The sequence below is a fragment of the Paenibacillus sp. 102 genome (genome assembly GCF_039549175.1).
Classification (GTDB): Bacteria; Bacillota; Bacilli; order Bacillales; family Bacillaceae_G; genus Bacillus_A.
Genome location: NZ_JBCGHT010000017.1, coordinates 22,560 through 47,515, shown reverse-complemented (window position 1 = coordinate 47,515; position 24,956 = coordinate 22,560). Strand labels below are relative to the sequence as shown.

The window sequence follows — 24,956 nt, the reverse complement described above, 5'->3', positions numbered from 1 at the left end:
CTTATTCATCTCCAATCCTATTACTCTCTAATTCTAAAAACTCTTTTCGAGCCTGTATCGCCGCTCCAATCATCACACCTTGCTCCCCAAGCTGTGAAAATGTGATTTTAAATGTGGATTTTAACGGTTCCCATATGAATACATTACATTTTTGGCTAACTAATTGTTGCATTTCTGGATAGTTCTCTATTAAATTACCACTTAAAATAACTGTTTCTGGATTATACAAACACAGCACATTACTAATCGTAATAGCTATATACGTTCCAGCTCTTTCAATAATATTTACAGCCCATGGCTCACCATTTCTCATCGCTTCAAATAGTTCGTTAGTGTTAGAAATATTTTTAACTTTTCTGGATTCTGATAATAAAGCATTCTCTGCTATATAGGTTTGCAAGCAACCAATTTTCCCACATTCACAAACATTCCCGTTAGGATCCACAACCGTATGCCCTATTTCTCCTGCACTATTTGTTTCTCCTCGATAAATTTCACCATTAATAATTAGTGCCGAACCTACGCCAGTTCCAAACCCAATAAGAGTTGCTTTTTTAGAACCTTTGGCAGCACCACATAAATATTCTGCTAATGTTTTCATTTTTAGTTCGTTATCAATGATCACTTTAAACCCTGTAAGTTCTTGGATCCTTTTGCTGATTTGAACTTGTTTCCACCCTAATTGAGCTGATAAAAGAACCATTCCATTTTTATGATCAATAAGGCCAGGCAGCCCAACTCCTAATCCGATTATCTTTTCTCTTGATACTCCTGCTTGTTGAATCAGTTCTTCTATATGACAACTAATAATGCGGAGAGTTTCTTCATATGACTCATCAGGTTGTCTCTCTAATAAACCGGAAGCAATTAATTCACCTGCAAAATTAACAATTCCAACTTTTACTATAGTCGTATCAATTCCAACACCAATCGTATATAAAGCATCTTTACAAATATCTAACAGTACAGCTTTTCTTCCAACGCCGGACGTAACTAGTTCTGTTTCTCTAACAAGGCCTTGTTGATCTAGTTCACTTACAATGCGGCTAATCGACGTAGGACTCATCCTTGTTATCTTAGCAATATCAGCTCTTGATATAGGAGATTTATGTTTAATAATATCCAATACCCAACTTTTATTTTGTAATTTTATAAAAACCTGATCATGCTTTTTCATATTTACTCCTAACAAATTATTTTCACCATGTTATAAACAAACGAGAAAAACACACAAAAATCGATACTATTAGTAATACTCCCCCCATTTTATTTCATTATTTTCTCCATCGGTGTTACTATATTACCAATCCAAAGTTAATATTGTCAATATTATTAAAATTCTAACAAATTAAAATGAAGTCTCATATAATATTCTTTACTTCTCATATTCTTTGATAACATCAAAGTGGAACGAGCTCGAAATGAAACAACAGATTAGCATCTACTGCGCGGCCGGGAAAAGAGTCATTTAACCAACTTGTTTAGTACAAGTGATTTTAGACTTAATACAAAAAAAAGCTTCCTAGATTCTAGGAAACTTTTCTCTTCTTATTGTTGTTTCTTCTGCACCGGCAACCAAATCTCCACTTGCGCAAACTCACTCTTATCCTCATGACAACGCTCATCGTATAATTCAAACTCTGTCACTCCTGCATGCTCATACCCTGAATGCGGGAACCACTCTGAGAAAATCGCATGCCATGTTTGTTGAATGGAAGATACCATTTCTTTATGCGGCACTTTTGGCGTTGTAAATACTGCATACGTTGCTTCGGGGAATGTGCGCTGCGCTAATTCATTTGGTAACTCATCAAAACTTGTTACTTCCATTCCAATAATATACGTGAAATCTCCTGTTTCTAAATTGAAATCTGTGCACATTCCAAGCTCTACATATTGGTCAGTATATTTACGATTTGTAATGTTACTCGCAAGATTATTTTTTAAATACTGTTCCCAGAACACTGGAATATCTTTAATGTTTTTTCCTTCTTTATTAGACGTCTTCATCTCATATCCAGCTACATAAAAAGCCGGTTTTTTTTCAATACGAAATTCCATTTGTATTCCCCCTAAATATGGATTGAACTTTCGCTGCTTCACATTTGCTTTATAATACATCGGTGTCTGAATTCCTTGCTTTCGGTAGCTACTTGGCGTCATCTGAAACAACTTTTTAAAGGCTCGAATGAACGTTTCATGAGATTGAAAGCCATGTTCTAATGCGATATCAAGAATTTTTTCTTCCGTATGAGAAAGCTGATAAGCTGCCCGAGCTAGCCTCCTCTTCCGAACATACTCCATGACAGTGTCACCTACTAACGCTTGGAATACGCGATGAAAATGATACTCCGAGAATCCTGCAATACGAGACAAATCACTTAATGTTTGTTTCTCCATTACATCTTCTTCAATATAATCAATTGCTTTTTGAATTTGCGTTTCATAGCTTTCCATCTCTGTTCACCTGCCTTATATGTATTATGATAAAAGAGAAGACAATTATTTTCTTGACGTTTTTTGCTTTTATTTTACAGAAATTTGTAACTTTTATAAATGAAATTCGTTGTTATAAGTGAAGGGAGGGAAATTAGTGAAAAACAAGCAAACACTTGAACAAATTTACAAACAACATATGCATGACCTTTTTCGCTATCTTCTCTCCCTAACAGGACACTTCCACTCGGCAGAGGATTTGATGCAAGAAACCTTTTATCGGATGCTTATCCACATTGATTATTATAAAGGTGAAGAAATTAGGCCTTGGTTATTTACAATCGCCTACCATGCTTTTATTGATTGGAAGCGGAAAGAAACAAAACAAAAAACAACGATGCTAGAAGATTTTCACTTACCTGATGTTCCAAGTACAGAACACGCCTATCTTACAAAATATGAAATTACAGAGTGGTTAGAGCGTCTCGCTTCTCTTCCTATTGCCAGGCGAAATGTTCTCTTACTAAGAGATTACTATGGATTCTCTTATGAAGAAATCGCAAAAATGACCGACTTTTCATTAGCGAAGGTTAAAATCGAACTGCATCGAGGCCGAAAAGAAATGCGATCAGCAAAGGAGTGATAAAAATGACTTGTGAACAACACAAAGAACTTTGGAAGAAATATGAACAAGATACCATGACAACTGAAGAACAAGAAGAATTAGAAAACCATATTGAAACTTGTACAATATGCGAAGCACATTTAGACAAATTGCTGGCAGAAGCAGAAAAAACAAAGAAAAAACTCCCACCAGTCTCTCATGTTCAAGTGCCTTTTTGGAAGATTAAATGGAAACATCGTTTGCAAACTCTATCTTTTCTACTTGCGGTTTGTATGGCGATATATATGATTGGTGGTATATTATCTTCTATTTATTTTCAAGTAAACAATGAACAAAAACTAAAAGAAGTTACAGACGTACCAGCACTGGCATTACAAGCAACAATTCCGAATAGTCATGTTCGCGGTAGTGGTACAAATGTGAAGGCTTTCTTTCGTACACATAGTGATATGGAATTAGCAAAAACAGTGGGGAAGAAGGAATTCAAATTAGGTACCCTACAAGTTGATAGTTTTTTCTCATCTATACGTGTAGAAAAACAGTGGGCTGAAGCAGCATATGAACAAAACCTTTTCTTTGTTCATCCTAAACTGAAACAAACTGATCATTTCAAGGAAACTTCCCCAAAGGTATGGGAAGCATTGCAAAAAGTACACGAAGGAACCGTAGCAGAACTAGCGATTTCTTTTGATAAAGCTTACACATTGCAAGAGTTAGAACCCATTCTTTATAGCGTATTTGAAGCACAAGAAATGCCGCCAATCCCTGTATGGTATGCTTTAGATACTGGGATAGAAACAAGAAATGAAGAGGATTCTCCTCTATTAAATTTCGGATTCCCCGATTTTATAAGTCGACTTGATGTTGAAGAAAAAAAACTTAATACAAAAGAAGAGGAAGTCTTAGAAATGATGCGTATTCTATCCAATCATGAAAAAACGGTTGAAAAAGTGACTTGGCAAAGTAAAGAAGAATTAAATATGAAAAAACGATATCAATACGTGAAAAAAAATGGTGTAAAAGTATATGGTATCGTCATTACTGGCCCATCAAAAGAATTATTAAAATTAAAAAATTCACCTCATGTCCGTTTCGCCACGCTTGGGGATATCGAGCCCTGGAATTGGTTTGATCGTCCTATAAGTGGATATCGTTAATAAAAAAGGGAACTACCTATCTAAAATGTAGCTCCCTTTTCTCTATTCACCAAACGTAACCTCTATCTGAATAACCTCCGACCGACTACCAATCCGTAGCGGTGGCCCCCAAAAACCAAATCCGGAAGAAACAATCGCATGAAATGTTTCCTTTTGCAAGTATCCCCAGTCCAGTTCATACATTCTTCGTGTAATCAAATGATTCGGTGCCATTTGTCCTCTATGCGTGTGACCTGACAATAATAAATCAACGCCCGATTCCGCTGCCTGTTTTAATTCAAACGGCTGATGATCCATCGCGATAACAGGCATTGATTTATCTACTGTACTCATGATTTCTTCAAAACTTTTTCGATTTCGCTCTGTTTTATCTCTTCTTCCAACGAGATAAAAACTGTCTGCAACTTTGATGACTTCATCTAACATGATATGGATATCTATCTTATCCATCTCCTGCAGAAACTCTGGAATTGCCCTGCCGTAATATTCATGATTTCCGAGTACGCCATACACACCAAGAGGTGCCTGCATCTGTTTCATCACTTGTCCCATATTTTTCTTAATAAATTCTCCTGGATGGTCATCAATGATATCTCCTGGCAACAAGATAATATCAGGCTTCATTTCATTTACATGATGCACTAATCTTTTCAAATGAGAAGTGCCTGACAGTTTACCAAAATGCATATCGGAAGCCATTGCAATGCGAAGCGCTTTACGCCCTTTTGCTTCTTTCGGCAAGTGAATTTCATACTTTCGAACAACTGGGCTATACGCGTTAAATGTTCCATAACCGAATATGAAAAGAAATACACCAATGGTCACAATCCCTGTCCACATAATCACTGTATCTATCGGCGCGAATAGTTGTAAAATAAATACCGCTATATCAGCGAGTGGTACCAATATAAGAGCATATTGTATGACCGCAAACCAATATGAACCGATCGTCCGTAAGAAAGGCAGAAATTTGAACACTTGAACAATTAAATACGCATATGAAAATAATCCAACGACTACGGCGTAATACCCCCACGATTCCCAGCCGAAAGTCGCTTGAAGCCAAACCCATCCATTCCATCCGATGTAAAACATCAGTAATGTATATAAAACGAAAATAGTAACTATATTGAAATATCGACTAATCTTCACAATGTGCCTCCTTTTCTATTTCTTTTATTATAACCTGTAGCCTTTTCATACTGCGAATCATATGTACTACCCAAGATTTCACAAATAAAAAACACTAAACAATTTGTCTAGTGTTTCTTATTTCCCTATATTTAAGAATATAATTGTACTTTTTTCTTATTCTGAAACAATAAAGAATGTGCACGATTCACTTTTTTCTCCAAATAATCTAATGAATAAGTCCCAGAAGGATCCGCTAAATCACCAATTGCTCCTGAAAGGTGATCAATTACCTTTTGTAAAGTTTCTAAATCCCTTGCTTCATTTTTCACGTGCATTTCATCCATAATGTCACAAACAAGGTGTTGTACTTTGCGCAAGCGCATTTCTTTCCTCTTCACAAAACCCTCCTCCTCGTTCATATACAATTTATACGGTTTAAATATATGACTTCACAGCTTAGTCAATTCATGTGAAATACAAAAAACATACACCCTTATACTAGGATGTATGTTTTTTAATGTATATTACACTCGTAACGCCTTTTCTCTCAGCGCTCTTCTCAGCAATTTACCCGTTGTATTCTTCGGCAACTCCTCCAAAAACTCGATGCTCTTTGGCACTTTATATTTTGCAAGGTGTAAAGAGCAGTAATGCGTTAACTCTTCTTCTGTTACCGCCTCATTCTTCAGAACAACATAGGCGCGTACAGCTTCTCCTAAGTTTTCATCTGGGACACCAATCGCAACAACTTCCGCAACTGCTTCGTGCTGATATAATACTTCTTCTACTTCACGAGGATATACGTTATAACCACCGACAAGGACAATGTCTTTTTTACGATCAACAATATAAAAATAGCCTTCATCATCCATTCTCGCTAAGTCTCCTGTATACAGCCAGCCATCGCGAAGCACTGCCGCTGTGTCTTCAGGTGCATTATAGTAACCTTTCATTACATTCGGACCGCGAACAATTAATTCACCAACTTCGCCTACAGGCACTTCTTCCCCAAGCTCATTCACAATTTTATTTTCTACATGCCAAATATTCGTTCCAATTGATCCTGGTTTACGTGGGCGATCTAGCGGGTTAAAACAAGTTACTGGTGAAGCTTCTGATAATCCATATCCTTCTGAAACAATAACATTAAAGCGATTTTCAAAGTTTTTCAGAAGCGCAACAGGCATAGAAGCTCCGCCAGAAATGCATAGACGAAGTGTCTTAACATCGTCTGCGCTTGCTTCCTCAAATAAATATAAATAGTTATACATTGTCGGTACCCCAGCAAAGATTGTCGGCTCATATGTACGACAAATACGAAATACTTCTTTCGGACTAAACTTTGGTAACATTAAAATCGTTGCACCATTAACAATTGGGGCATTCACGGCAACTGTTAAACAAAACACATGGAACATTGGAAGTGCCGCAACAATGCGATCGTCCGCAGTATATTGTAAATACGACGCTACATCTCCAGCATTACTATATAAATTTTTATGTGTAAGCATAGCTCCTTTTGGCTTTCCAGTTGTTCCTGAAGTATACAAAATAACAGCTACGTCTTCTTCATCTAACGTAGGGCCTTCATAAGATAGGTCACCGGTTGCTATAAGACTAGTAAACGTTTTCATTTTTTCGGTTTCTGTATGATTGAAATCTGATGAGGTTTCGCATATGATGATATGTTCGAGAGAAGGAAGTCTTGTTGTAAGAGATTGTATAACAGGTAGAAGAACGTCGAGTATGATGATTGTTTTTACATCTCCATTTTGCAAAATATAATGCATTTCATCTGCTGTATAAATTGGATTAATTGGAATGACAGTTGCTCCAGCTTTCATCGTTCCATATAAACCAACTAAAAAATGTGGTGAATTACCAACAACTAATGCGACATTGTCCCCTTTTCCAATGCCTATTTTTGCTAAATTACTAGAAAACCGTGTGACCATTTTATTTAATTGGTCATATGAGACCGACTGATCCATAAATATATAAGCCGGTTTCTCCCCTTTCTTTTTTGCTGTTTCAGCCAAAGATTGAACGAGATTCACACAAATCCCACCTTTATAAAATTTAGAAAATTTAAAAATTCTAAATACATTATATTAAAAGAAAATTCAAGTAGCAAGTAACATTCAAATACTCGCATATAAATGAGCATTCATTCATTTTTCAATGAGAAGCTATACCATTGTATTTATGCGTTTTTTTGCAACAAAATAAAAAACAGTCATACATAAAATATGACTGTTTTTCCCTTCTAGAAGAATAAAGCTAAGAAATCTTCATTTGTTATATTACCAAAGTAACGTTTTACATCCACGTCTTCTAGAGCTGCGGCAAAGGCTTCTTTGTCGAACTGTACGCCTATTAAACGCTCCTCAATATCATGAACATCTAGGACGCCGAAGAAATCACCATATACTTTACATTCAGTCACCGTTCCCTTTGTTACCTCTAGGCGAACATCAACTTGTCCAACCGGGAAACGGTGTGAATGTTGTAAGTTGAACTTCGGAGACTTCCCGTAGTTCCAATCCCAATTACGATAACGTTCTTCAGAAATTTTGTAGATTTCTTTCCAATCTTCTTCTGTTAATTCGTATGTTGGAATTTCTGTTTCCCCTTCAAAAATCGTCGCAAGAAGAAGCTCTTTAAACTCTTCTGTTGTCATTTTTTCATTTAAAAATTCCGTAATATTCGCTACTCGGCTACGGATTGACTTAATTCCTTTTGATTGAATCTTATCCATCTTCACCTTCAGCGCCGACACAACGTGATCGATTTCAGAATCAAATAGTAATGTACCGTGGCTAAACATACGGCCTTTCGTTGAAAACTGCGCATTACCTGAAATTTTTCTACCTTCAGCTAAAATGTCATTACGACCGCTAAGCTCTGCATTTACACCTAATTTCCCAAGAGCTTTCGTAACAGGCTCTGTGAACTTTTTGAAGTTATGAAAACTATCGCCATCATCTTTCGTAATAAAACTGAAGTTTAAGTTTCCTAAATCATGATATACTGCGCCGCCACCTGATAAGCGTCTTACAACATGAATCCCTTTTTCTTTTACATAATCAGCATTAATTTCTTCTACTGTGTTTTGGTTTTTTCCAATGATAATGGAAGGTTCGTTAATGTAGAATAAAAGGTACGTTTCATCAATATCTAAATTTTTCACGCAATATTCTTCAATTGCTAAGTTAATCGTAGGATCTGTAATCCCTTTATTATCAATAAATAACATCGTATCACCTCATGAATTCCAAACGTAACCGCTATGCGCAAGCACAATCGGGCCACTGAAAATTTGTTTTGCTTCTTCTACTAAATCAGCTGTGTTTCCTGTGTGCGGCAAGTGCGTTAACAAAAGTTCCTTTGCATTTGCATGCTTTGCAATGTCCGCTACTTCTGTACTATTCATATGTCCTGCTTTTGCAGCTTCTTGATGTGCATACATATTACATTCACAAATAAATAAATCCGCATCTTTTGTAAATGGAACAAATTCAGGAATGTAGCTAGAATCCGCACTGTATACAACAACTTTATCTCCCACTGTAATACGCATCGCATAGCATATAACCGGATGAACTGTTTTTAAAAATGAAATAGAGAACGGTCCAATCTGAAGTGTTTCTTCCGGATTGTACACAATCCCTTTCGTATGTGGTTCATGTGTTAAAGAAGCGAATCCTTGCACATCAAAGCCATGCCCATAGATCGGCAATTGTGATAATTGTCCTTTTGTCGCACTAGTAATTAATCTCGCATATTGCAATACCCCAATATCCGCAACATGGTCGTGATGATAATGTGACAACAGAACTGCATCTATATCAGACGGTGTTATATATTTTTGAAGCTGTGCTAGTACACCACTGCCACAGTCAACAAGTAAACGAAAACCATCGTGTTCAAACAAGTACCCCGACGTTGCTTCTCCCGCTTCTGGAAAGCCACCCCAAAAGCCAACAACAGTCATTTTCATATGTATCCATCCTTTCTAACAACCAATAGAAATGCAGTATTTTTCCCCTAATGAGAAAGATTTTTACTTACACTCTACAGTTTTAACTATAATCCATTTCCTAAACTTTTTCATTATTTTTAACTTTGTTATAAAACAGATGTTGACATTCGCCATTTGTACTAATACAATGATACTAAGAAATGGAAATGGAGGGATTTACATGATTGATCAACCGATGGAATTTTTCAGAAATTTACCAACAAAAACTTGTGCGCACTGCGGGAAGGAAATTGATGAGCAACACGAAGCATATCATAATAAATGTGATGACTGCGTTCACGAAGAATAGTAGTTTCTAAACATAAGAAAAACCTAGCAGACATCGTCTACTAGGCTAGTAACATCGTGTTTTTCATCGTTGAACCTTTCACCAAGAGCTCCAGTTCAAACTCATACAATTCTTTTTTTCGATAATTTTTCGTATGGATTTTATCCATCATTAAATCAACAACTTTTCGAGCCATTTCATCAATTGGCTGTTCAATTGTTGTAATACCCGGCTCTGTAATCTGTGATAAAATTTGATTATCGAAGCCAACTACAGCTAAATCATCAGGAATACTCCAGCCATGGCGTTTCGCTTCTGCGATAATTCCGGCTGCGACTTCATCGCCTCCTGCCAAGATAGCGGTAGGATTTTTTTTGTCCTTTAATACTTCATGGAACATTCTCTTACCATCTTCCCACGAGAAAGCGTTTTCAAGAAAGTCGATTGCTTCTACTTGTTTGCTTCTCTCAGTGATTGCACGTAAAAAGCCCATTTTCCGCTGTTGGCTCATTATTTTCGTTTCATTTCCACGGCAAAAAATAAGGTTGCGATATCCTTGTTCTAATACATGCTTCGCAGCGATATAAGCTCCTTGCGCATGATCAAATTTAACCGTTGGAATATTTGCTTCTTCAATATATTCATTACATAACACGATTGGTCCGTGCTGTAAATATGGCTCCACATTCTCCCATGGGTTCTCAAGTGAACATAAAATAATCCCATCAACCTGTTTTGTTGATAACAGTTGTAAGTATTCCATCTCTTTTTCCGGTAAGTATCTTGTTTGACAAATAATCAGTTTATATTTATGTTCAGAAGCAGCAATTTCAATCGCTTCAATAAATCTACTGAAAAAAGGATTTGTAATCCTTGGAACAAGCACCGCAATTGTTTCTGTTTTTTGTTTACGAAGTCTTCTTGCTGCAGAATTAGGAACGAAGCCTAAATGCTTCATCGCCAATTGAACCCTCTTTTTCTTCTCGTCTGATACATACGGATGGTTGTTAATCACCCGAGAAACCGTTGTTCTTGATAACCCCGCTAATTTCGCCACGTCCTCGATCGTTGACACGAAATTCTCCCCCTTTGTATGAAAACGTTTTCTTAAGTAGATTATATAGTATATTATTGGAAACCGCAATATGGGTTTGTATGATTTTACTATATTAATATTATACATAGGAAAAAGTCTGTATTTGCAGGAGAAGGAATTGTACCTTTCGAACAATCCATTGTACAGATTATTATTACGTAAATAAGGGTGATACATAATGAATTGAACCGATCGTTTACTTGCTATTCTCATAGAATTACAGAGAAAACAAATTGTCACAGCTAAAAGCCTGCTAAAAATTTTCTTTCATTGCTGACATAATGGTGTCAATATTACTCGTTTATAGTGATTTTTAAGAACCACATTTAAAAAAAGAAAAGGAGTTAACCCTATGAGTCCAAATGTCATTTTAGAGAAATTCGAAAGTTTAGCAACGTATTACATTGAAGAATTAAAAAAATACTCCCTTGAACAATTTAGGGAGAAACCTTCCGAAGACGAATGGTCTCTTGGACAAATGTATAATCATTTACTTGTAGCTTCAAATATGCAATTACATGCCATTGAAAAATGTACAACTGATTCTGCAGCTATAGCTGGTAAAAAAACAGATATGGGTGAAAAAGTATATAGTGCTGGTGCTTTTCCCCCGATACAAATCAAATTGCCAAATCGGCCTGGATACGCTCCTGAAAATCCAACAGATAAAGAGATTATTAACCAAGGGTTGCTACAGCTCATTGAGAAAATGAAAGAAATTGAGCCAAAACTCCCTTTGATTCCAAACAATTATAAAGTGAAACATCCAGGGCTTGGGCATTTAAGTGCTGTAGAGTGGTATCAATTGATTTTTATGCACTTTTCACACCATCTTCGTCAGAAAGAAAGGCTGGAACAAATTCTGAGTCTAAAATAAAATCGCCCATATACTGCAAAAAAGAGCCGTAATTATATACACGGCTCTTTTTTACACTTTATAATAACGTGAAGCTTGAATCAACTTATCAATATCTTCTTTCATCGGAATAGAAGATATCGCTCCTTTTCCTGTCGTAGTTAGGGCACCACTTGCATTTGCGAATGTTAGTAGCTCCTGCCAATGCATATGAAGTACCTGTTCTACGTTTTGCTGTCTTACGTCTTTCTCTAATAATTTATACAAAAAGCCCCCAATAAACGCATCTCCTGCACCTGTTGTATCCTGTACTACTACATGATACCCAGTTGACTCATACTGTTTATCCTTTATATATAATTCCGCACCTTGTGCTCCTTTTGTATAAATAACAGCTTTTACATCCCCTATAAATAGGGATTCAATTGCCTCTTTTTTATTGTAAATTCCCGTAATAAACGTTAATTCTTCATCTGAAATTTTAACTATATGTGCACTCGGAATAAATTCCAAAATCGTTTTTCTACAATCTTCAGCGTGTTTCCAAAGTGGTAAGCGTACGTTAGGATCAAAGCTGATAATCGCTCCTTTTGATTTGGCAGAACGAATCGCTTTCACATGTGCATATTTCATCGGACTTTCTACTAAATCAACAGAACAAAAATGAAGAATATCACCTTTTCCAAACCACGCTTCATCTATTTCCTTTTCACTGAACAACAAGTCTGCAGAAGGATTACGATAAAACGAAAAATCGCGTTCACCATCCTCACGTAATGAGACGAAAGCAAGACCTGTATTCGCTTCGTTCGTTCTCATAATCTTTTCTGTATTTACACCTGCTTGCTGTAATTGTTCTAAGAGGAAATCGCCAAATGCATCAACACCTAACTTTGTAATCATAAATGCACTTCCCCCGTACTTTGCAACCGCAGCTGCTACATTCGCAGGTGCACCTCCAGGAACTCTTTGAAACTCCACCACATCTTTTAAAGACTTTCCTTTTTGAAGGGGAATGAAATCAATTAAAACTTCCCCAATTGAATATAAACTCTTCATACATTTCACCTCTTTCCCTTATTTATAATCCCATCTTGTTGCTTGTAATGTTACCCTTCCCCTATCCGCAAAGAAACGAATTTCTTTACTATCAGCTCTTGGGAAAATACGACTAGTAAAGACCTCTTCTCCATCATTTATGAAAATCTCAACGGAAGACGTATCTACAAATAAATGGACTTTAATTGTGCGCGCTTCTATTGAACATTTTCTTTTTGTTCCATAAGATTCCCCTACAGGTTCTCCTGAATTTGCACGATCTAATATTACTTTTTTCTGAACAGCATCGTATTTGACTACTGTTCCCTCATTTTCACTCGCTCTAAATATAATTCCATATTCAGTTGCATTCTCATTTTTAAATTCACAAATCATTTCATATGCTATTCCTTTAAATCCTTTGTACATTTTCTGCTCACTACAAATCGTATCTTTTATTTTATACTGCTGTTTACGAAGTGCTTGCAGCTCTTTTACTGGTCGTTGAATAAGTTTATCTCCTCGAACAAGTAATTCTCTTGGCAATGTCAAACAATGTGCCCAACCGTTTCTATCAGTTGGATAATCTATTTCTGGCAGCCCCATCCAACCAACTAAAATACGCCTTCCCTCTGAGTCAACCATTGTTTGGGGTGCATAAAAATCAAATCCTCTGTCTAGTTCCTGAAAAGAACCGTGTGACATAGATAATTGTTTTATATCTAGCTTTTCTCCCAGAATATAACCAGATTGATAAATATTTTCATATTGATCTGTTTTAGGCTTTAGACCTTGTGGAGAAAAAAGAAGAATTCCTCTGTCTTCTACCTCAAAATAATCTGGACATTCCCACATATATCCAAAATTATTCAAATGAGTTTGCAATTCTCCTTCACACTGCCAATGTAATAAGTTAGGAGAAGAATATAATACGACACACCCTGTTTCATCCTCTCGTTGCGCCCCAATAACCGCATAAAACATATCGTCTTTTTTCCAGACCTTCGGATCACGAAAATGATCTGTATATCCATCTGGTACTTTATGAATGACAGGCTGTTCTAACTTTTTTATTTTTCCTATTTCATCCATAATAGCAATACATTGATACGGTTTTCTTACCCAGTTTTCATCACGAGTATTGCCCGTATAAAATAAATACAATTTCCCTTCGTGCTCAATTGCACTTCCAGAATAAGCGCCATGGCTATCATAATCATTTGTTGGTTCAATCCCAATACCAACATTTTTCCAATGAACAAGATCTTTTGATTTCGTGTGATACCAATACTTCAAACCGTGCACAGGTCCAAGTGGAAACCACTGATAGAATAGGTGATATTCACCATTATAATAAGAAAATCCATTTGGATCATTCAGCAGTCCTGTTTCAGGCTGTATATGAAACGTTTGTCTCCAAAAACAATCGTTTACTCTTGCTTTTAAATTTTGAATTTCTTCCGGGCTTACCTCCTCAATCCGGCGATAGCGCTGTTCTTTTGTCCATATCATTTTCATCAAACTCCCTTAATAAACAGAGGAGAACTCTACCATTCTCCTCTGTTTATTACTATAAATTAAGCTGCATCTTTTTGAGAAGAATCAATTCCATGCTTTTTTGTTCGTTTTGCTAAAATAAGTGTTACCACAAAAGCCACTATAAAGGAGATTACCATCCCGATTACATAAGGAACAATACTATCTGGTCGAATAGAAATAATACCAGGCAACCCAGCAGCCCCTAATGCAATTGCTTTTACCTTATAAACAGTTACAAAAGCAGCTGCAGTCCCTGCACCGATAATAGCTCCTATAAACGGATATCTTAATTTTAAGTTAACACCAAACATCGCTGGTTCTGTAATACCTAGAAGTGCTGAAATTCCTGATGCTGATGCAATCCCTTTTACTTTTTTATCTTGTGTAACTAAGGAAACTGCAAGGGTCGCTGCACCTTGTGCAACGTTAGACATTGCTGCAATTACAAATATGAATGAACCTCCTGTTTTTGCAACATCAGCAAGTAATTGTGTTTCAACTGCAATAAAACTATGGTGCATGCCTGTAATAACAATTGGCGCATAAAGTAATCCAAAAATTCCGCCACCTATAAATCCAGCTGTATCATATAACCAAACAATTCCATCTGTTAAAAAGTTACCTGCAGAACGCGTAATGGGTCCTACGATTGTAAATGTTAGCAAGCCTGTAATAAAAATCGTTAATAAAGGCGTAAGAAGATTATCAAGTGCCGTTGGAATGACTCTTCTTAAATATGTTTCTATTTTCGCTAAAATAAATGCTGCCACGAGAACTGGTAATACAGTGCCTTGATACCCTACTTTCTCAATACTAAAACCGAGTATATGCCAAGTGGGTACTTCGCCAGCCAATAGCGCTGCCCCATATCCATAACCGTTCAATAAATCCGGATGGACCATTAACATACCAAGGGCTGCCCCCAGATAAGGATTCCCTCCAAACCTTTGTGTTGCCGAGAAACCTATTAAAATTGGTAAGAATACGAATGCCGCGTTTGCGAATGTATTAATAAGAGCTGCTAAATCTGTAATTTGAGGATTTGCTTCTACTAATGATTTCCCTGCAATAAATAAATCTTTAGCTGTTAATAGATTATTAATCCCCATTAATAGACCGCCTGCTACGATAGCTGGAATAATAGGAACGAAAATATCAGAAAGCATCTTCACAAATCGTTGAAGCGGATTCAACTTTTTCGTGCCAGCGGCTTTTACTTCTGTTGTAGACATGCCAGAAATCTCTGTTAATCTCGCAAACTCTTTATACACTTCGTTCACAGTTCCTGAACCGATAATAACTTGAAACTGCCCTCCCGTAGAGAAAGTCCCCTTCACCTCATCCATACAATCAAGTTTCTTTTGATCCACTTTCCCCTCATCATGTAAAACTAAACGTAAACGGGTTGCACAGTGTGCTGCTGCCGATACATTCTCTTTACCACCAATTGCATCTAAAATTTCTTTTGCAATTTGATTGTAGTTCATAATGCTCCCCCTTTATTATAACCCTTTTTGGAACCGGTTCCAAAATTACCTCTAATTAAAAACCAGCCATTGGAACCGGTTTCAATTAGATTATATGCTCGCTTTTATATATTGTCAACGCTTTCTCGTTCAATTATTTCGTATTTTGATACCGAAATTTTTTCTATTACTTCTTCATTAACGAGTTTTACAATATTTCGAGCTGCAATTTGTCCAGCTTCTTTATAATAAAATTTCACAGTTGTTAAAGCTGGATGGATCACTCCTGTTACTTGATACCCACCAAATCCAGTAATGGACAAATCTTCAGGTACTCGTAACCCTTTCATATATGCTGCTTTTAGTGCACCAAGTGCAATATTATCCGTTGCACACACTAAGACAGAAGGATGAAACTCTTCAATAATTTCAGATGCTTTTTCAATTGCATCTTCAATCTTAAAGCTTGTTTCATAATATTTCATTTCACAGTCAGCCGCTTTATCTACTGCTTGTTTGAACCCTTGCTTTCGTTTTACGCCAACTGCAATATCATGCTCTGTTACACCTAAATAACCAATTCTTTTATGCCCCCTCGCCAAGATATATTGTCCTATGTCATAAGCTGCTCCATAATCATCATGAATGAAACTATACACCTCTTGATGCTGTTGTCCAACAAGCATCACTGGTATATCAATTTTACGAAACGCCTCTATATGCTGATTGGTAACTTGAGCAGCCAATAAAATAATCCCTGCGACTTTTTGATTAGCCAATGTATAAATATTTTCAATTTCCCGTTCCAAATTTTGATTGGAATTCGATATTAACATTTGATAATTAAGCTCCCTTAACTGTTCATCGATACCGATTAATGTTAGCGATGCCGCATAGGAATCCAAGCGTGGCACGATTGTACCAATAATGTTCGTTTTCTTTGCCTTTAAACTTTGGGCAAATGTATTCGGAACATATCCTGTTTCTTGAATCGCACGTTCGATTTTCCGCTTAGTCGCATCGCTGACAGAACCACCATTCAAATAACGGGAAACGGTACTCTTTGCAACCCCCGCTATTTGAGCGATATCCAAAATCGTTTTTTTCATCATTTCATCTCCATATCCGATTGCCTATATTAAAAATTAGAATATCCTTTAATAAATCAACATTCAAATAAAACCCAATATAACCACTCTAGATTGTCCTTCTATTTTTATCATAAGTATAAAATGAATCATTCCATTTAGAAAGTTTAATGGAGCTGTTACAATGGAGCCCCCATATTTTTTCCTTAAATATAAAACAGTCCTTCACTTGACTAGAAAAATCAAATAAAAGACTGTTCTTCTTATTTATATTATTGGGTTTAAACTCCCTGACTATATTCTGCTTCAGCAAGTTTTCCATATTTTCGTTTATGCATCCAAGCCAACGAACCAATTGTTCCAAGTGACAATAGAACAATAAAGATCATTAATATACCTACATTTTGCCACATAAATCCGAAGTCTCCACTTGATACAACTGCTTTAAATCCTGATACAGAATATGTCATTGGTAACCATGCATTAAATACTTGTAATGGTTTTGGAATTAACTCAAGTGGGAATGTACCTGCACTTGTTGTTAATTGTAGAATTAATGTTAAAATCGCGATAAAACGTCCAGCGTCGCTGAAGGTAGTTACTAAGAACTGAATTAACGCGATAAACGATAGACTTGTAAGAATACTAAACAATACGAAATATGCCACACTTTGTACTTCAATACCTAATCCTAATAATAGTACAGTATCTGCCACAAGCGCTTGAACTACTCCAACTGCAAGTAATACACCGAACTTACTAATAAACCAGCTAAATCCTGATTTTGGTATACCAACTGTCTCACGTAATGGGAACACAATCGATAAAAGAAGTGCCCCAACGAACAGACCAAGAGATAAGAAGTACGGTGTAAATCCTGTTCCGTAGTTTGGAACTTCTGACATCTTCTCAGTTTGTACTTTCACTGGATCTGCAAACATGTCATATGTTTTATCCGTTCCTTTTACCTCACTCGTTTTTTCTGCGCCTTCGCCAAGTTTTTCAGCAAGTTCACCTGTTCCATCATTTACTTTAACTAAACCGTCTGTTACTTTTTCGGAGCCGTCTGCTAGTTTGTTTACACCGTCGATTAATTGACCGGAGCCATCTGCTAATTGATTTAAGCCGCCTGTTACTTGATCTGAACCGTTTGCTAACTTGTTCACACCATCAACCAATTGACCGCTACCACCTGATAATTTATCTAAGCCACCTGTTACTTGACCTGAACCATTTGCTAATTTCCCGACTCCCCCGGCCAATTGATTTGCTCCATTAGATAACACACCTAAACCACCATTTAATGCATCTAAACCACTTGTCACTTTACCTGAACCATCTACCAACTTGTTTACACCTGTAATTAGTTGATTTGATCCTGTAGATAATTGACTTAAGCCGCCGCTTAGCTTACCTGCTCCATTTGTTAATTCATTCACTCCACTTACAAGCTCCGGACCATTTTCTGCTAATTGACTAACACCAGCATTCAATGTTTTGCTTCCTTCCGCTACTCCATTTGCTCCGGATTTTGCTTTGTCTAACCCTTTACCAAATTCTTGGAAATTAACAACGAATTTATTTTGCGATTCTGTTAGCTTCTTAATACCAGCTACTAAACCATTTAGATTCTCTGGATTTAATACATTTGTTTGTACTTCATTTTCCTTTTCATTCGCTACAATTTTCAATTGTGATAAATCTTTATTTAATGCACTTGTTGTACCAACAAATTCTGTTGATTCTTTTTGAACTGTCTCTGTACTTTTCTTAACATTTGCTATAAATGGTTCTAACTTATCTTGATATTCTTGTGGTAAGCTTTCAATTTGTTCTTTCAAAGCAGCCACATCTTTTGTTGTTTGATTTACACTCTCTGCATTAGACTGAGAAGCTTCTTTTAGTTTGCTCACGCTTTCCGCCGATTTATTTACCACTGTATTTACTTGTTGCATAGCATTCGGATTCTGTACATTTGATAACCCAGCTACAGCACTCTGTACTTGATCATTTAAACCTTGCAAACCTTGTTGAATTCCCTGCGCCCCTTTTTCTAATTCCCCTTGTACGCCATCAAGTTTTTCTACACCACTTGAAAGTTCAACGGCACCTTTTTGTAACTCGCTAGAACCTGTCGAAGCACGTTTTAAACCATCGTTAAATTCAATAGATTTACCGGCTAATCCTTTTAAACCATCATACAATTGACTTGAGCCATTTGAAAGGTCACCTATTCCTTTTTGTAACTCGCCAGATTTATTAGCTAATACGTTTAAGCCACTACTAACTTGACTTGAACCATCGTAAAGCTGTCCTGCTCCATTTAATAGGTTACCAATTCCACCTGTCATTTCAGTAGTTTTACTGTTTAACGTATTTAAACCATTTGTTACTTGACTTGAACCATCTAATAATTTATTAAATCCACCTACTATCTCGCCAGATTTCCCTTGCAATGTATGCAAGCCATCTGTTACCTTGCCTGATCCATCTTGCAGTTTATGAATCCCTTCTACCATCTCACTAGACTTCCCTTGCAATGTATGCAAGCCATCTGTCACTTTTCCAGAACCATCCTGCAACTCTCCGGCTCCGTCATGCAATTGATTCGCCCCATCTTTTGCATCAGCAAATCCTTGTGAAACATCTTTAATAGAATCAAACATTTTCTCTGCATACGTTTTTGTTAATGTATTAGAAACTTCACCTTTAATTTTTTCAATCGCAGTTCCGCCGATTTGTGAAGATAAGAAGTTTAAGCTTTCATTTGGAATATATTCTAAGTTTAATGACTTTGGATTATCCTTTAACAGCGTTGTCGCATTGCCTGAGAAGTTTGCTGGAATACGAACTAACATATAATATTTTCGATTTTCCATTCCCTCTTTTGCTTCTTTTTCACTCACAAACTCCCATTTAAAACTTTTATTACCCTTTAACTCGTCGACTAATCCTTTCCCAACTTCAATTGGTTTCCCATCAAACACTGCACCTTTATCAAGATTGACTACCGCAACTGGTAAATCATCTAACTGTTCATACGGATCCCAAAAGGCCCATAAAAACATACCAGCATATAAAAGTGGTACAAATAAAACAGCTATAATAGGAATTAAGATTTTTTTGCTTTTTATAATTTCCGTAAATTCCTTGCCAAGCAGTGTAAATCCTCTCATTGTTTTTGCTCCCCTCTCTGATTATGACCGAAATGTTCAATTAGTCATTTCCGAGCAAATAAAAAGGTTATATGATGTTCCCCATATTACCTATCCCTAACTCGTACTATCTTATTCTCTATACTATGCACCTTTTTATTTAAAATGACTATTTAATTCATTTGGTCAATGAAAACACATGTATCTTCTCGCATCTTTGCATACGTAATCTGCTTTTGTTCTCTAAATATCCATTTAAATTTTCCGACATATAAGTCGCGGTTGTGAAAAGAAAAGAAGGTCTTCACTCATTTTCGCCTTCTGTTTTCACATGGCATGGAGCGAAAAAAGGTACTGACCGCTTCTATCCATGAGCGGATCCTCTCTCCCACCTAAAAGGAATGGTTTTATGTCGTTTTTCAATCCGTATTTATACATTTCCTCCTCTTCGATATTTATGACCGTTTTGTTCAATTAGTCATTCCTAACTATAATAAAAGGATTATCTTAATTTGACAATCCCTTTAATAAATAAAGTTCAAAAAGTTCTGCGATTCGTTCTTTATCTAGTGGTTCATGATTTTTTTCCCAATCAAAAATAAGTGATACGTATAAGCGAAGCATAATAAAAGCCGTAATTTCCGGGTCACATTTACTAATTTCGCCCTTTTCAATCGCAACTTCTAAATAAGATTGAATAACGGATACAATCTCAGTCTCCACTTGCTGCATACCCTCTTGTACTTCTTTCGTACCCATATCTCGTTCTTCTTGAATGAGTTTAATCATCAATTGATGTTCTTTTCTAAATTCTAAAATACGATATAATGCTTTATGTACATTTTCAAAAAAGGAAACGTCTGGATGGATTGCATCTTTCGCAACTTGTTTCATTTCTGTAATTAAGTTAGAAATAATTTCTCCAAACAGTTCTTCTTTATTTTTGAAAAAAGTATAAATCGTTCCCTTCCCAACATTTGCTAATTTTGCAACTTGATCCATTGTGGTTGCCTTATAGCCAAATGCTGAAAAAGACTTTGTTGCAGCTTCAATAATAGAACGTTTTCTATCAATCGCCACATCTTCACCTCCAAAATGACCATTTGGATAATATAGTCAATTAGTACATTTTTGATATTATCACGGTTTCCCGACCATTACAAGTTCTCTTTTTATTTATTTCCAAGTATAAAAAGTTCCAATCTATACATTGACCTTTATTTACGATTCTACTGTCATAGTGTATCAAAAAAAGGGAGGAAATGAAAAGGTCAAGAAGCTTAGCAAACTTATTCATTTTGAATCAGAACAATACCTTTATTCTCTTTACGATTGGGCTCTTCCTCTAATATCTATTTCTATCAAAAAAATGTTCTTAAGAAGGGCATCTCAAGAACACTTTTTCCTATTTCAGCATAGAAAGCAGGATTTTCTCCATTTCTGCCTTGTTTACATCATCATCAATTGTTTCTTTGTATTCAGCTTCACCCCTAGTAAAAATATCATTAACTATTACAATTTGATAGGCACTATTCTTGCCTTTTGCAGGAATAATCAGCTTCATGCCTTTTAATTTACTAGATGTACTATGAGAAGGAGGTGTAATAAAGACTACCTGGTTTCCTTCCAATTCATATTTTTCTATACCGTCTTCCCACGGAAGCATGTAACGAAGTGGGTCCTTATTCTTCTCAAAAATCTGCGATTGATAAATGGTATAACCATATTTCCCCTTTGTATATTCCGATTTAATAACTATTTCTGGTGTTCTTTCAAAATATGAGTCAGCCCATTCTGTTTTCAGCGCATAGCCCTCAGCTGTATAAGCTGGTTTTTTTATTTGGAATTTAACATGCTTTTGTGCTTCTTCTACTGTATATGTTAAGGATTTAGCCACTCTATCTTCAAATGGTTTTAATTTCTTTTCAATATCAGTTAATTTTTCATTATCATCTTGACTCAAACGCTCCCTTTTAAACCATTTTGAATCTCCTTCATAATCCTCGGGTACCTCTTTCTTGACCATCGCTTTTTTCTGAAGAATACGAGCTTCCTTGAACAGTTGTACATACTGTGCAAATTCCTCTTTTGTTAAACATTTTTCAGCCAAATATAAAAAATCCGTAGTTTTTTTATAGGACTTTTCTGACGCTCCCCACTCTTTTCTCGCATTTTCTGGTGTACCTAATATTGTTTCTACAGCATTTTCAATCTTATCTTTAGATTGTTGAGTTTTCTCTATCGCTTGCCCCTTTGAACTTGCATCTACTTCATTTTCACGTGCATTTAATAAAGAGACAGATGCAACAGCCACTATCACAATAACTCCAATTGCAGACAGGCGATATGATTTCTTTTGGAACTTCTTAATCATAAGAATTCTCCTTTTTAGTGTTCGTTTATTTCTACTTAAATTAGCTAAACTCGGTGCTTGATAATAACTTGAATAATGTTCTAAAAGAGTAATAATTGTGTGTCCATATGCAATTTGTTCCTCTGAATCTATAAAAGTAAGAGCATATGCATCACATGCTAGTTCTTGATCTTCTCGCATGCATGAATAGGCATACCAAAGAATGGGATTAAACCAATTTAAAATCAGTAAACTGTACATAAGCCAATTCACAGCGACATCTCTTCGTCTAATATGAGATAACTCATGATAGAAAATATATTGTAATTGTTTCTCATCCAATACTTTCATATGTTTCGTTGACAATAGTACTGTTGAACGAAAGAACCCAAAAACAGTTGGACTTGAAATTTCCCCAGCCAACCGTAATGGAATTTGCTGTTTAATAGCCATCGACTTCCTGCAGTTCTCAAATATCCCGACAATTTTTGCATCCGTAATACTAGGCTGTTTTTTTATGTATAAGAGTAACCGTCCATTCATAATGCAAGTGATAATTGCTAACGTAATAGCTCCCAACAGCCAAATATATAAAGCAATTTTATAAAATGAAAATGTAGCATCTGTTTCCTTTTTCTTAGTGTATATTTCTTCATTTTCTTTCTCTGTATGTACTGCGTTAGATACCGAACTGTCCTCTTTTGTGTTAAATGTAGTAGCATCTATATTTTTATTTTCCTGTACAGCTTCTTGTAACGTTGCAGAAGAATCATCCTTTTGAAAAATATCAGAAACACCAGAGCTATATGACATAAGCGAATAAATACTATAAGAACTATCCGGTGACCACGGCAAGAGAAGCCTTACAATCAGTATGATCCATAACATATATTGCCACCTGGGAGTTAATTTACTTCTAAGCAAAACTTTGACACATAAGATTACTCCAACTAATACACTCGCCATAAGCGATGTTTCTATCAACCAGTCAAAAAAATTAGGAAGATAGCTATTTACAAGCATATCTATCTTCATAATCTTCCTTTCCTCTCGTTCTCTTCTGTCTTTTCATCCAAAATCCGTTTCAGCTCATTAATATCTTCTGAAGATAGTTTTTCTTCTTTTAAGAAATTTACAAGTAATGGTTTGAATGCTGCACCACAGAAACGTTTCAGTAAAGATTTCGTTTCTACTTGCAAGTAATTATCTTGTGATACTAATGGATAATATGCATACATACGTCCTTTATCTTGATGATAAGAAACTGCTTCCTTTTGAACTAATCGATTAATAAGTGTTCGAATTGTCTTCGGTTTCCAGTCCATTGTTGTCTCTAGCTCCTCAATTATTTCATTCGCTGTTTGGGGAGATTTTGACCAAAGAACTTTCATAATTTCTAATTCAGCTTCAGATATTTTAGGTAATTTGTTTGTCATATTCCGTTTCACCTCTTGTATTACATTTGTAATCTTAATAATAGATTACAAATGTAATACTTAATTGTCAACCATATATTAGAAATTTTCATATAGTAAATCAAAACAAGCCCTTCTATGAATTTTTCCTCTTTTTCAAATTATCAATTGAAAAAACAAGAAATTTTTAACAATTGATAGTAATATAGAAAATAGACATATTTATTACGAATAGTGGAGGCTAGTTCAATCATGATGCGTGCACTTCATTTACATACAAAACAAGCCTTTTTCAATAAGATTTCTCTCACTCTCTTGTTTAGTTGGTTTATTCTTGTTTCAATTTATCATTATTTCTACATTATCCAATATTTAGGAGGAGAGCCTGACGAGCTGTTAACGACGGCTTATAAATGGATTGGTTTTCGTGATAACGAAATGGATGTGTATTTACTTTTAATGCCTGTACTAGCAGCACTCCCTTTTAGTACAAGCTATAACTCTGATAAAGCAGATCATTTCAAGTCATTTGTAAGTAAAGAGATTCCCTTCTTTCCCTATGTATGTACGAAATATATCGTTACCTTCCTAATCGGGGGGATTCTTTATATTCTCCCATTCGTATTTTCATTGCTGCTTTGTAAACTGACAATCCAAGATGGCAGTCCTACACCTACCTTAGGTATGATAAAGGACAACGGCATGTTTGCATCATTATATTTCTCTTCTCCCATCACTTATATCTCCCTATATATTGGGATAAACTTTTTATTTGCTGGTCTGATGGCAGTACTCGGTCTCTCTGCATCAATATGGTCAAAAAAAGACTACATGGCAATTCTATTTCCTTTTGCGATCAGTTCATTGCCATATGTGATTTTAAATGTCGTATTTCCTACGATTGGCGGAGCACCTATTCATTTATATGATCCAAAACAGCCTCTTCAAGGAATGTCACCTTATATTTTAGTCGTACAATGCCTACTATTTTTAGGAATTAGTTTATTTATGTATATAAAAGGTGTACAGGGGGATCAAAAGAAATATATGCGTAGACTTCAAAAAAGAATACGCTGTAAAAAATCGATTCAAAAATCAATTAGTTTATAACAAAAAATATCCCCCAGCCCTTATGCTGGGGGATATTTATATATAAATCCAATTTGATTTTCTAACCTATAAATTGTGGCTATGGAAAACAGAAAGAGACTTTTACTCATTGCCTCCTTCTGTTTTTACATGGCATGGAGCTAAAAAAGGCACTGACCGCTTCTGTACATGAGCGGAT

Annotated in this window: 21 protein-coding genes; 5 read left to right on the top strand and 16 right to left on the bottom strand. The window is 35.9% G+C overall.

What is annotated here, in order from left to right; translation table 11 throughout:
• Position 1: 1 nt before the first annotated feature.
• Positions 2–1,177: an ROK family transcriptional regulator gene (locus AAIE21_RS24000; protein WP_343269070.1), complete on the bottom strand. Its 1,176-nt coding sequence runs from the start codon at positions 1,175–1,177 to the stop codon at positions 2–4.
• Positions 1,178–1,548: 371 nt separating this feature from the next.
• Complete coding sequence (locus AAIE21_RS23995; RefSeq protein ID WP_343269069.1) at positions 1,549–2,457, bottom strand: AraC family transcriptional regulator; 909 nt, start codon at positions 2,455–2,457, stop codon at positions 1,549–1,551.
• A 136-nt stretch (positions 2,458–2,593) separates the two neighbouring features.
• Between AAIE21_RS23995 and AAIE21_RS23990 the strand changes: the two genes are divergently transcribed.
• On the top strand, positions 2,594–3,079 hold the full coding sequence (locus AAIE21_RS23990; RefSeq protein ID WP_343269068.1) for an RNA polymerase sigma factor: 486 nt from the start codon (positions 2,594–2,596) through the stop codon (positions 3,077–3,079).
• A 5-nt stretch (positions 3,080–3,084) separates the two neighbouring features.
• Complete coding sequence (locus tag AAIE21_RS23985) at positions 3,085–4,218, top strand: anti sigma factor C-terminal domain-containing protein (RefSeq protein ID WP_343269067.1); 1,134 nt, start codon at positions 3,085–3,087, stop codon at positions 4,216–4,218.
• 42 nt (positions 4,219–4,260) lie between these two features.
• Here the strand turns inward: AAIE21_RS23985 and AAIE21_RS23980 are convergent, their stop codons facing one another.
• From AAIE21_RS23980 to AAIE21_RS23960, 5 genes are all read right to left on the bottom strand, one after another.
• Complete coding sequence (locus AAIE21_RS23980) at positions 4,261–5,370, bottom strand: metallophosphoesterase (RefSeq protein ID WP_343269066.1); 1,110 nt, start codon at positions 5,368–5,370, stop codon at positions 4,261–4,263.
• Between the two features lie 131 nt (positions 5,371–5,501).
• Positions 5,502–5,750 (bottom strand): hypothetical protein, encoded by a 249-nt coding sequence (locus AAIE21_RS23975; RefSeq protein ID WP_343269065.1) that lies wholly within the window; start codon positions 5,748–5,750, stop codon positions 5,502–5,504.
• A gap of 126 nt (positions 5,751–5,876) precedes the next feature.
• Positions 5,877–7,409: a fatty acid--CoA ligase family protein gene (locus tag AAIE21_RS23970; protein WP_343269064.1), complete on the bottom strand. Its 1,533-nt coding sequence runs from the start codon at positions 7,407–7,409 to the stop codon at positions 5,877–5,879.
• A gap of 209 nt (positions 7,410–7,618) precedes the next feature.
• Entirely contained in the window at positions 7,619–8,608 is a 990-nt protein-coding gene (gene lplA, locus AAIE21_RS23965) for a lipoate--protein ligase (RefSeq protein WP_343269063.1), read from the bottom strand.
• Positions 8,609–8,617: 9 nt separating this feature from the next.
• On the bottom strand, positions 8,618–9,352 hold the full coding sequence (locus AAIE21_RS23960) for an MBL fold metallo-hydrolase (protein ID WP_343269062.1): 735 nt from the start codon (positions 9,350–9,352) through the stop codon (positions 8,618–8,620).
• A 202-nt stretch (positions 9,353–9,554) separates the two neighbouring features.
• Here AAIE21_RS23960 and yhfH point away from each other — a divergent pair, with 202 nt between their 5' ends.
• Positions 9,555–9,683, top strand: coding sequence for a protein YhfH (gene yhfH, locus AAIE21_RS23955; protein WP_000567010.1), 129 nt, complete (start codon positions 9,555–9,557; stop codon positions 9,681–9,683).
• 40 nt (positions 9,684–9,723) lie between these two features.
• On the opposite strand, the gene AAIE21_RS23950 is transcribed toward yhfH, so the two are convergent.
• A complete protein-coding gene (locus AAIE21_RS23950) occupies positions 9,724–10,737 on the bottom strand; it encodes a LacI family DNA-binding transcriptional regulator (RefSeq protein WP_343269061.1) in 1,014 nt (337 codons plus the stop codon).
• 373 nt (positions 10,738–11,110) lie between these two features.
• Between AAIE21_RS23950 and AAIE21_RS23945 the strand changes: the two genes are divergently transcribed.
• Positions 11,111–11,635, top strand: coding sequence for a DinB family protein (locus AAIE21_RS23945; RefSeq protein ID WP_343269060.1), 525 nt, complete (start codon positions 11,111–11,113; stop codon positions 11,633–11,635).
• Positions 11,636–11,686: 51 nt separating this feature from the next.
• On the opposite strand, the gene AAIE21_RS23940 is transcribed toward AAIE21_RS23945, so the two are convergent.
• From AAIE21_RS23940 to AAIE21_RS23905, 8 genes are all read right to left on the bottom strand, one after another.
• Positions 11,687–12,673, bottom strand: a complete 987-nt coding sequence (locus AAIE21_RS23940; RefSeq protein WP_343269059.1) for a carbohydrate kinase family protein — start codon at positions 12,671–12,673, stop codon at positions 11,687–11,689.
• An 18-nt stretch (positions 12,674–12,691) separates the two neighbouring features.
• Complete coding sequence (locus tag AAIE21_RS23935; RefSeq protein WP_481858709.1) at positions 12,692–14,164, bottom strand: glycoside hydrolase family 32 protein; 1,473 nt, start codon at positions 14,162–14,164, stop codon at positions 12,692–12,694.
• Positions 14,165–14,229: 65 nt separating this feature from the next.
• Positions 14,230–15,678 carry a sucrose-specific PTS transporter subunit IIBC gene (locus tag AAIE21_RS23930; protein WP_343269057.1) on the bottom strand — a complete coding sequence of 483 codons (1,449 nt, stop codon included), beginning with the start codon at positions 15,676–15,678 and terminating at the stop codon, positions 14,230–14,232.
• Between the two features lie 104 nt (positions 15,679–15,782).
• Positions 15,783–16,769: a LacI family DNA-binding transcriptional regulator gene (locus AAIE21_RS23925; protein WP_343269056.1), complete on the bottom strand. Its 987-nt coding sequence runs from the start codon at positions 16,767–16,769 to the stop codon at positions 15,783–15,785.
• 257 nt (positions 16,770–17,026) lie between these two features.
• Entirely contained in the window at positions 17,027–19,921 is a 2,895-nt protein-coding gene (locus AAIE21_RS23920) for a YhgE/Pip family protein (protein ID WP_343269055.1), read from the bottom strand.
• A 486-nt stretch (positions 19,922–20,407) separates the two neighbouring features.
• Positions 20,408–20,980, bottom strand: a complete 573-nt coding sequence (locus AAIE21_RS23915) for a TetR/AcrR family transcriptional regulator (protein ID WP_343269054.1) — start codon at positions 20,978–20,980, stop codon at positions 20,408–20,410.
• A gap of 325 nt (positions 20,981–21,305) precedes the next feature.
• Positions 21,306–23,288 (bottom strand): M56 family metallopeptidase, encoded by a 1,983-nt coding sequence (locus tag AAIE21_RS23910; protein WP_343269053.1) that lies wholly within the window; start codon positions 23,286–23,288, stop codon positions 21,306–21,308.
• Positions 23,285–23,689 (bottom strand): BlaI/MecI/CopY family transcriptional regulator, encoded by a 405-nt coding sequence (locus AAIE21_RS23905; protein ID WP_343269052.1) that lies wholly within the window; start codon positions 23,687–23,689, stop codon positions 23,285–23,287. The genes AAIE21_RS23910 and AAIE21_RS23905 overlap by 4 nt, the downstream gene beginning before the upstream one ends.
• 231 nt (positions 23,690–23,920) lie before the next feature.
• Here AAIE21_RS23905 and AAIE21_RS23900 point away from each other — a divergent pair, with 231 nt between their 5' ends.
• Positions 23,921–24,778 carry a hypothetical protein gene (locus AAIE21_RS23900; protein ID WP_343269051.1) on the top strand — a complete coding sequence of 286 codons (858 nt, stop codon included), beginning with the start codon at positions 23,921–23,923 and terminating at the stop codon, positions 24,776–24,778.
• The last annotated feature ends 178 nt before the right edge of the window (positions 24,779–24,956 follow it).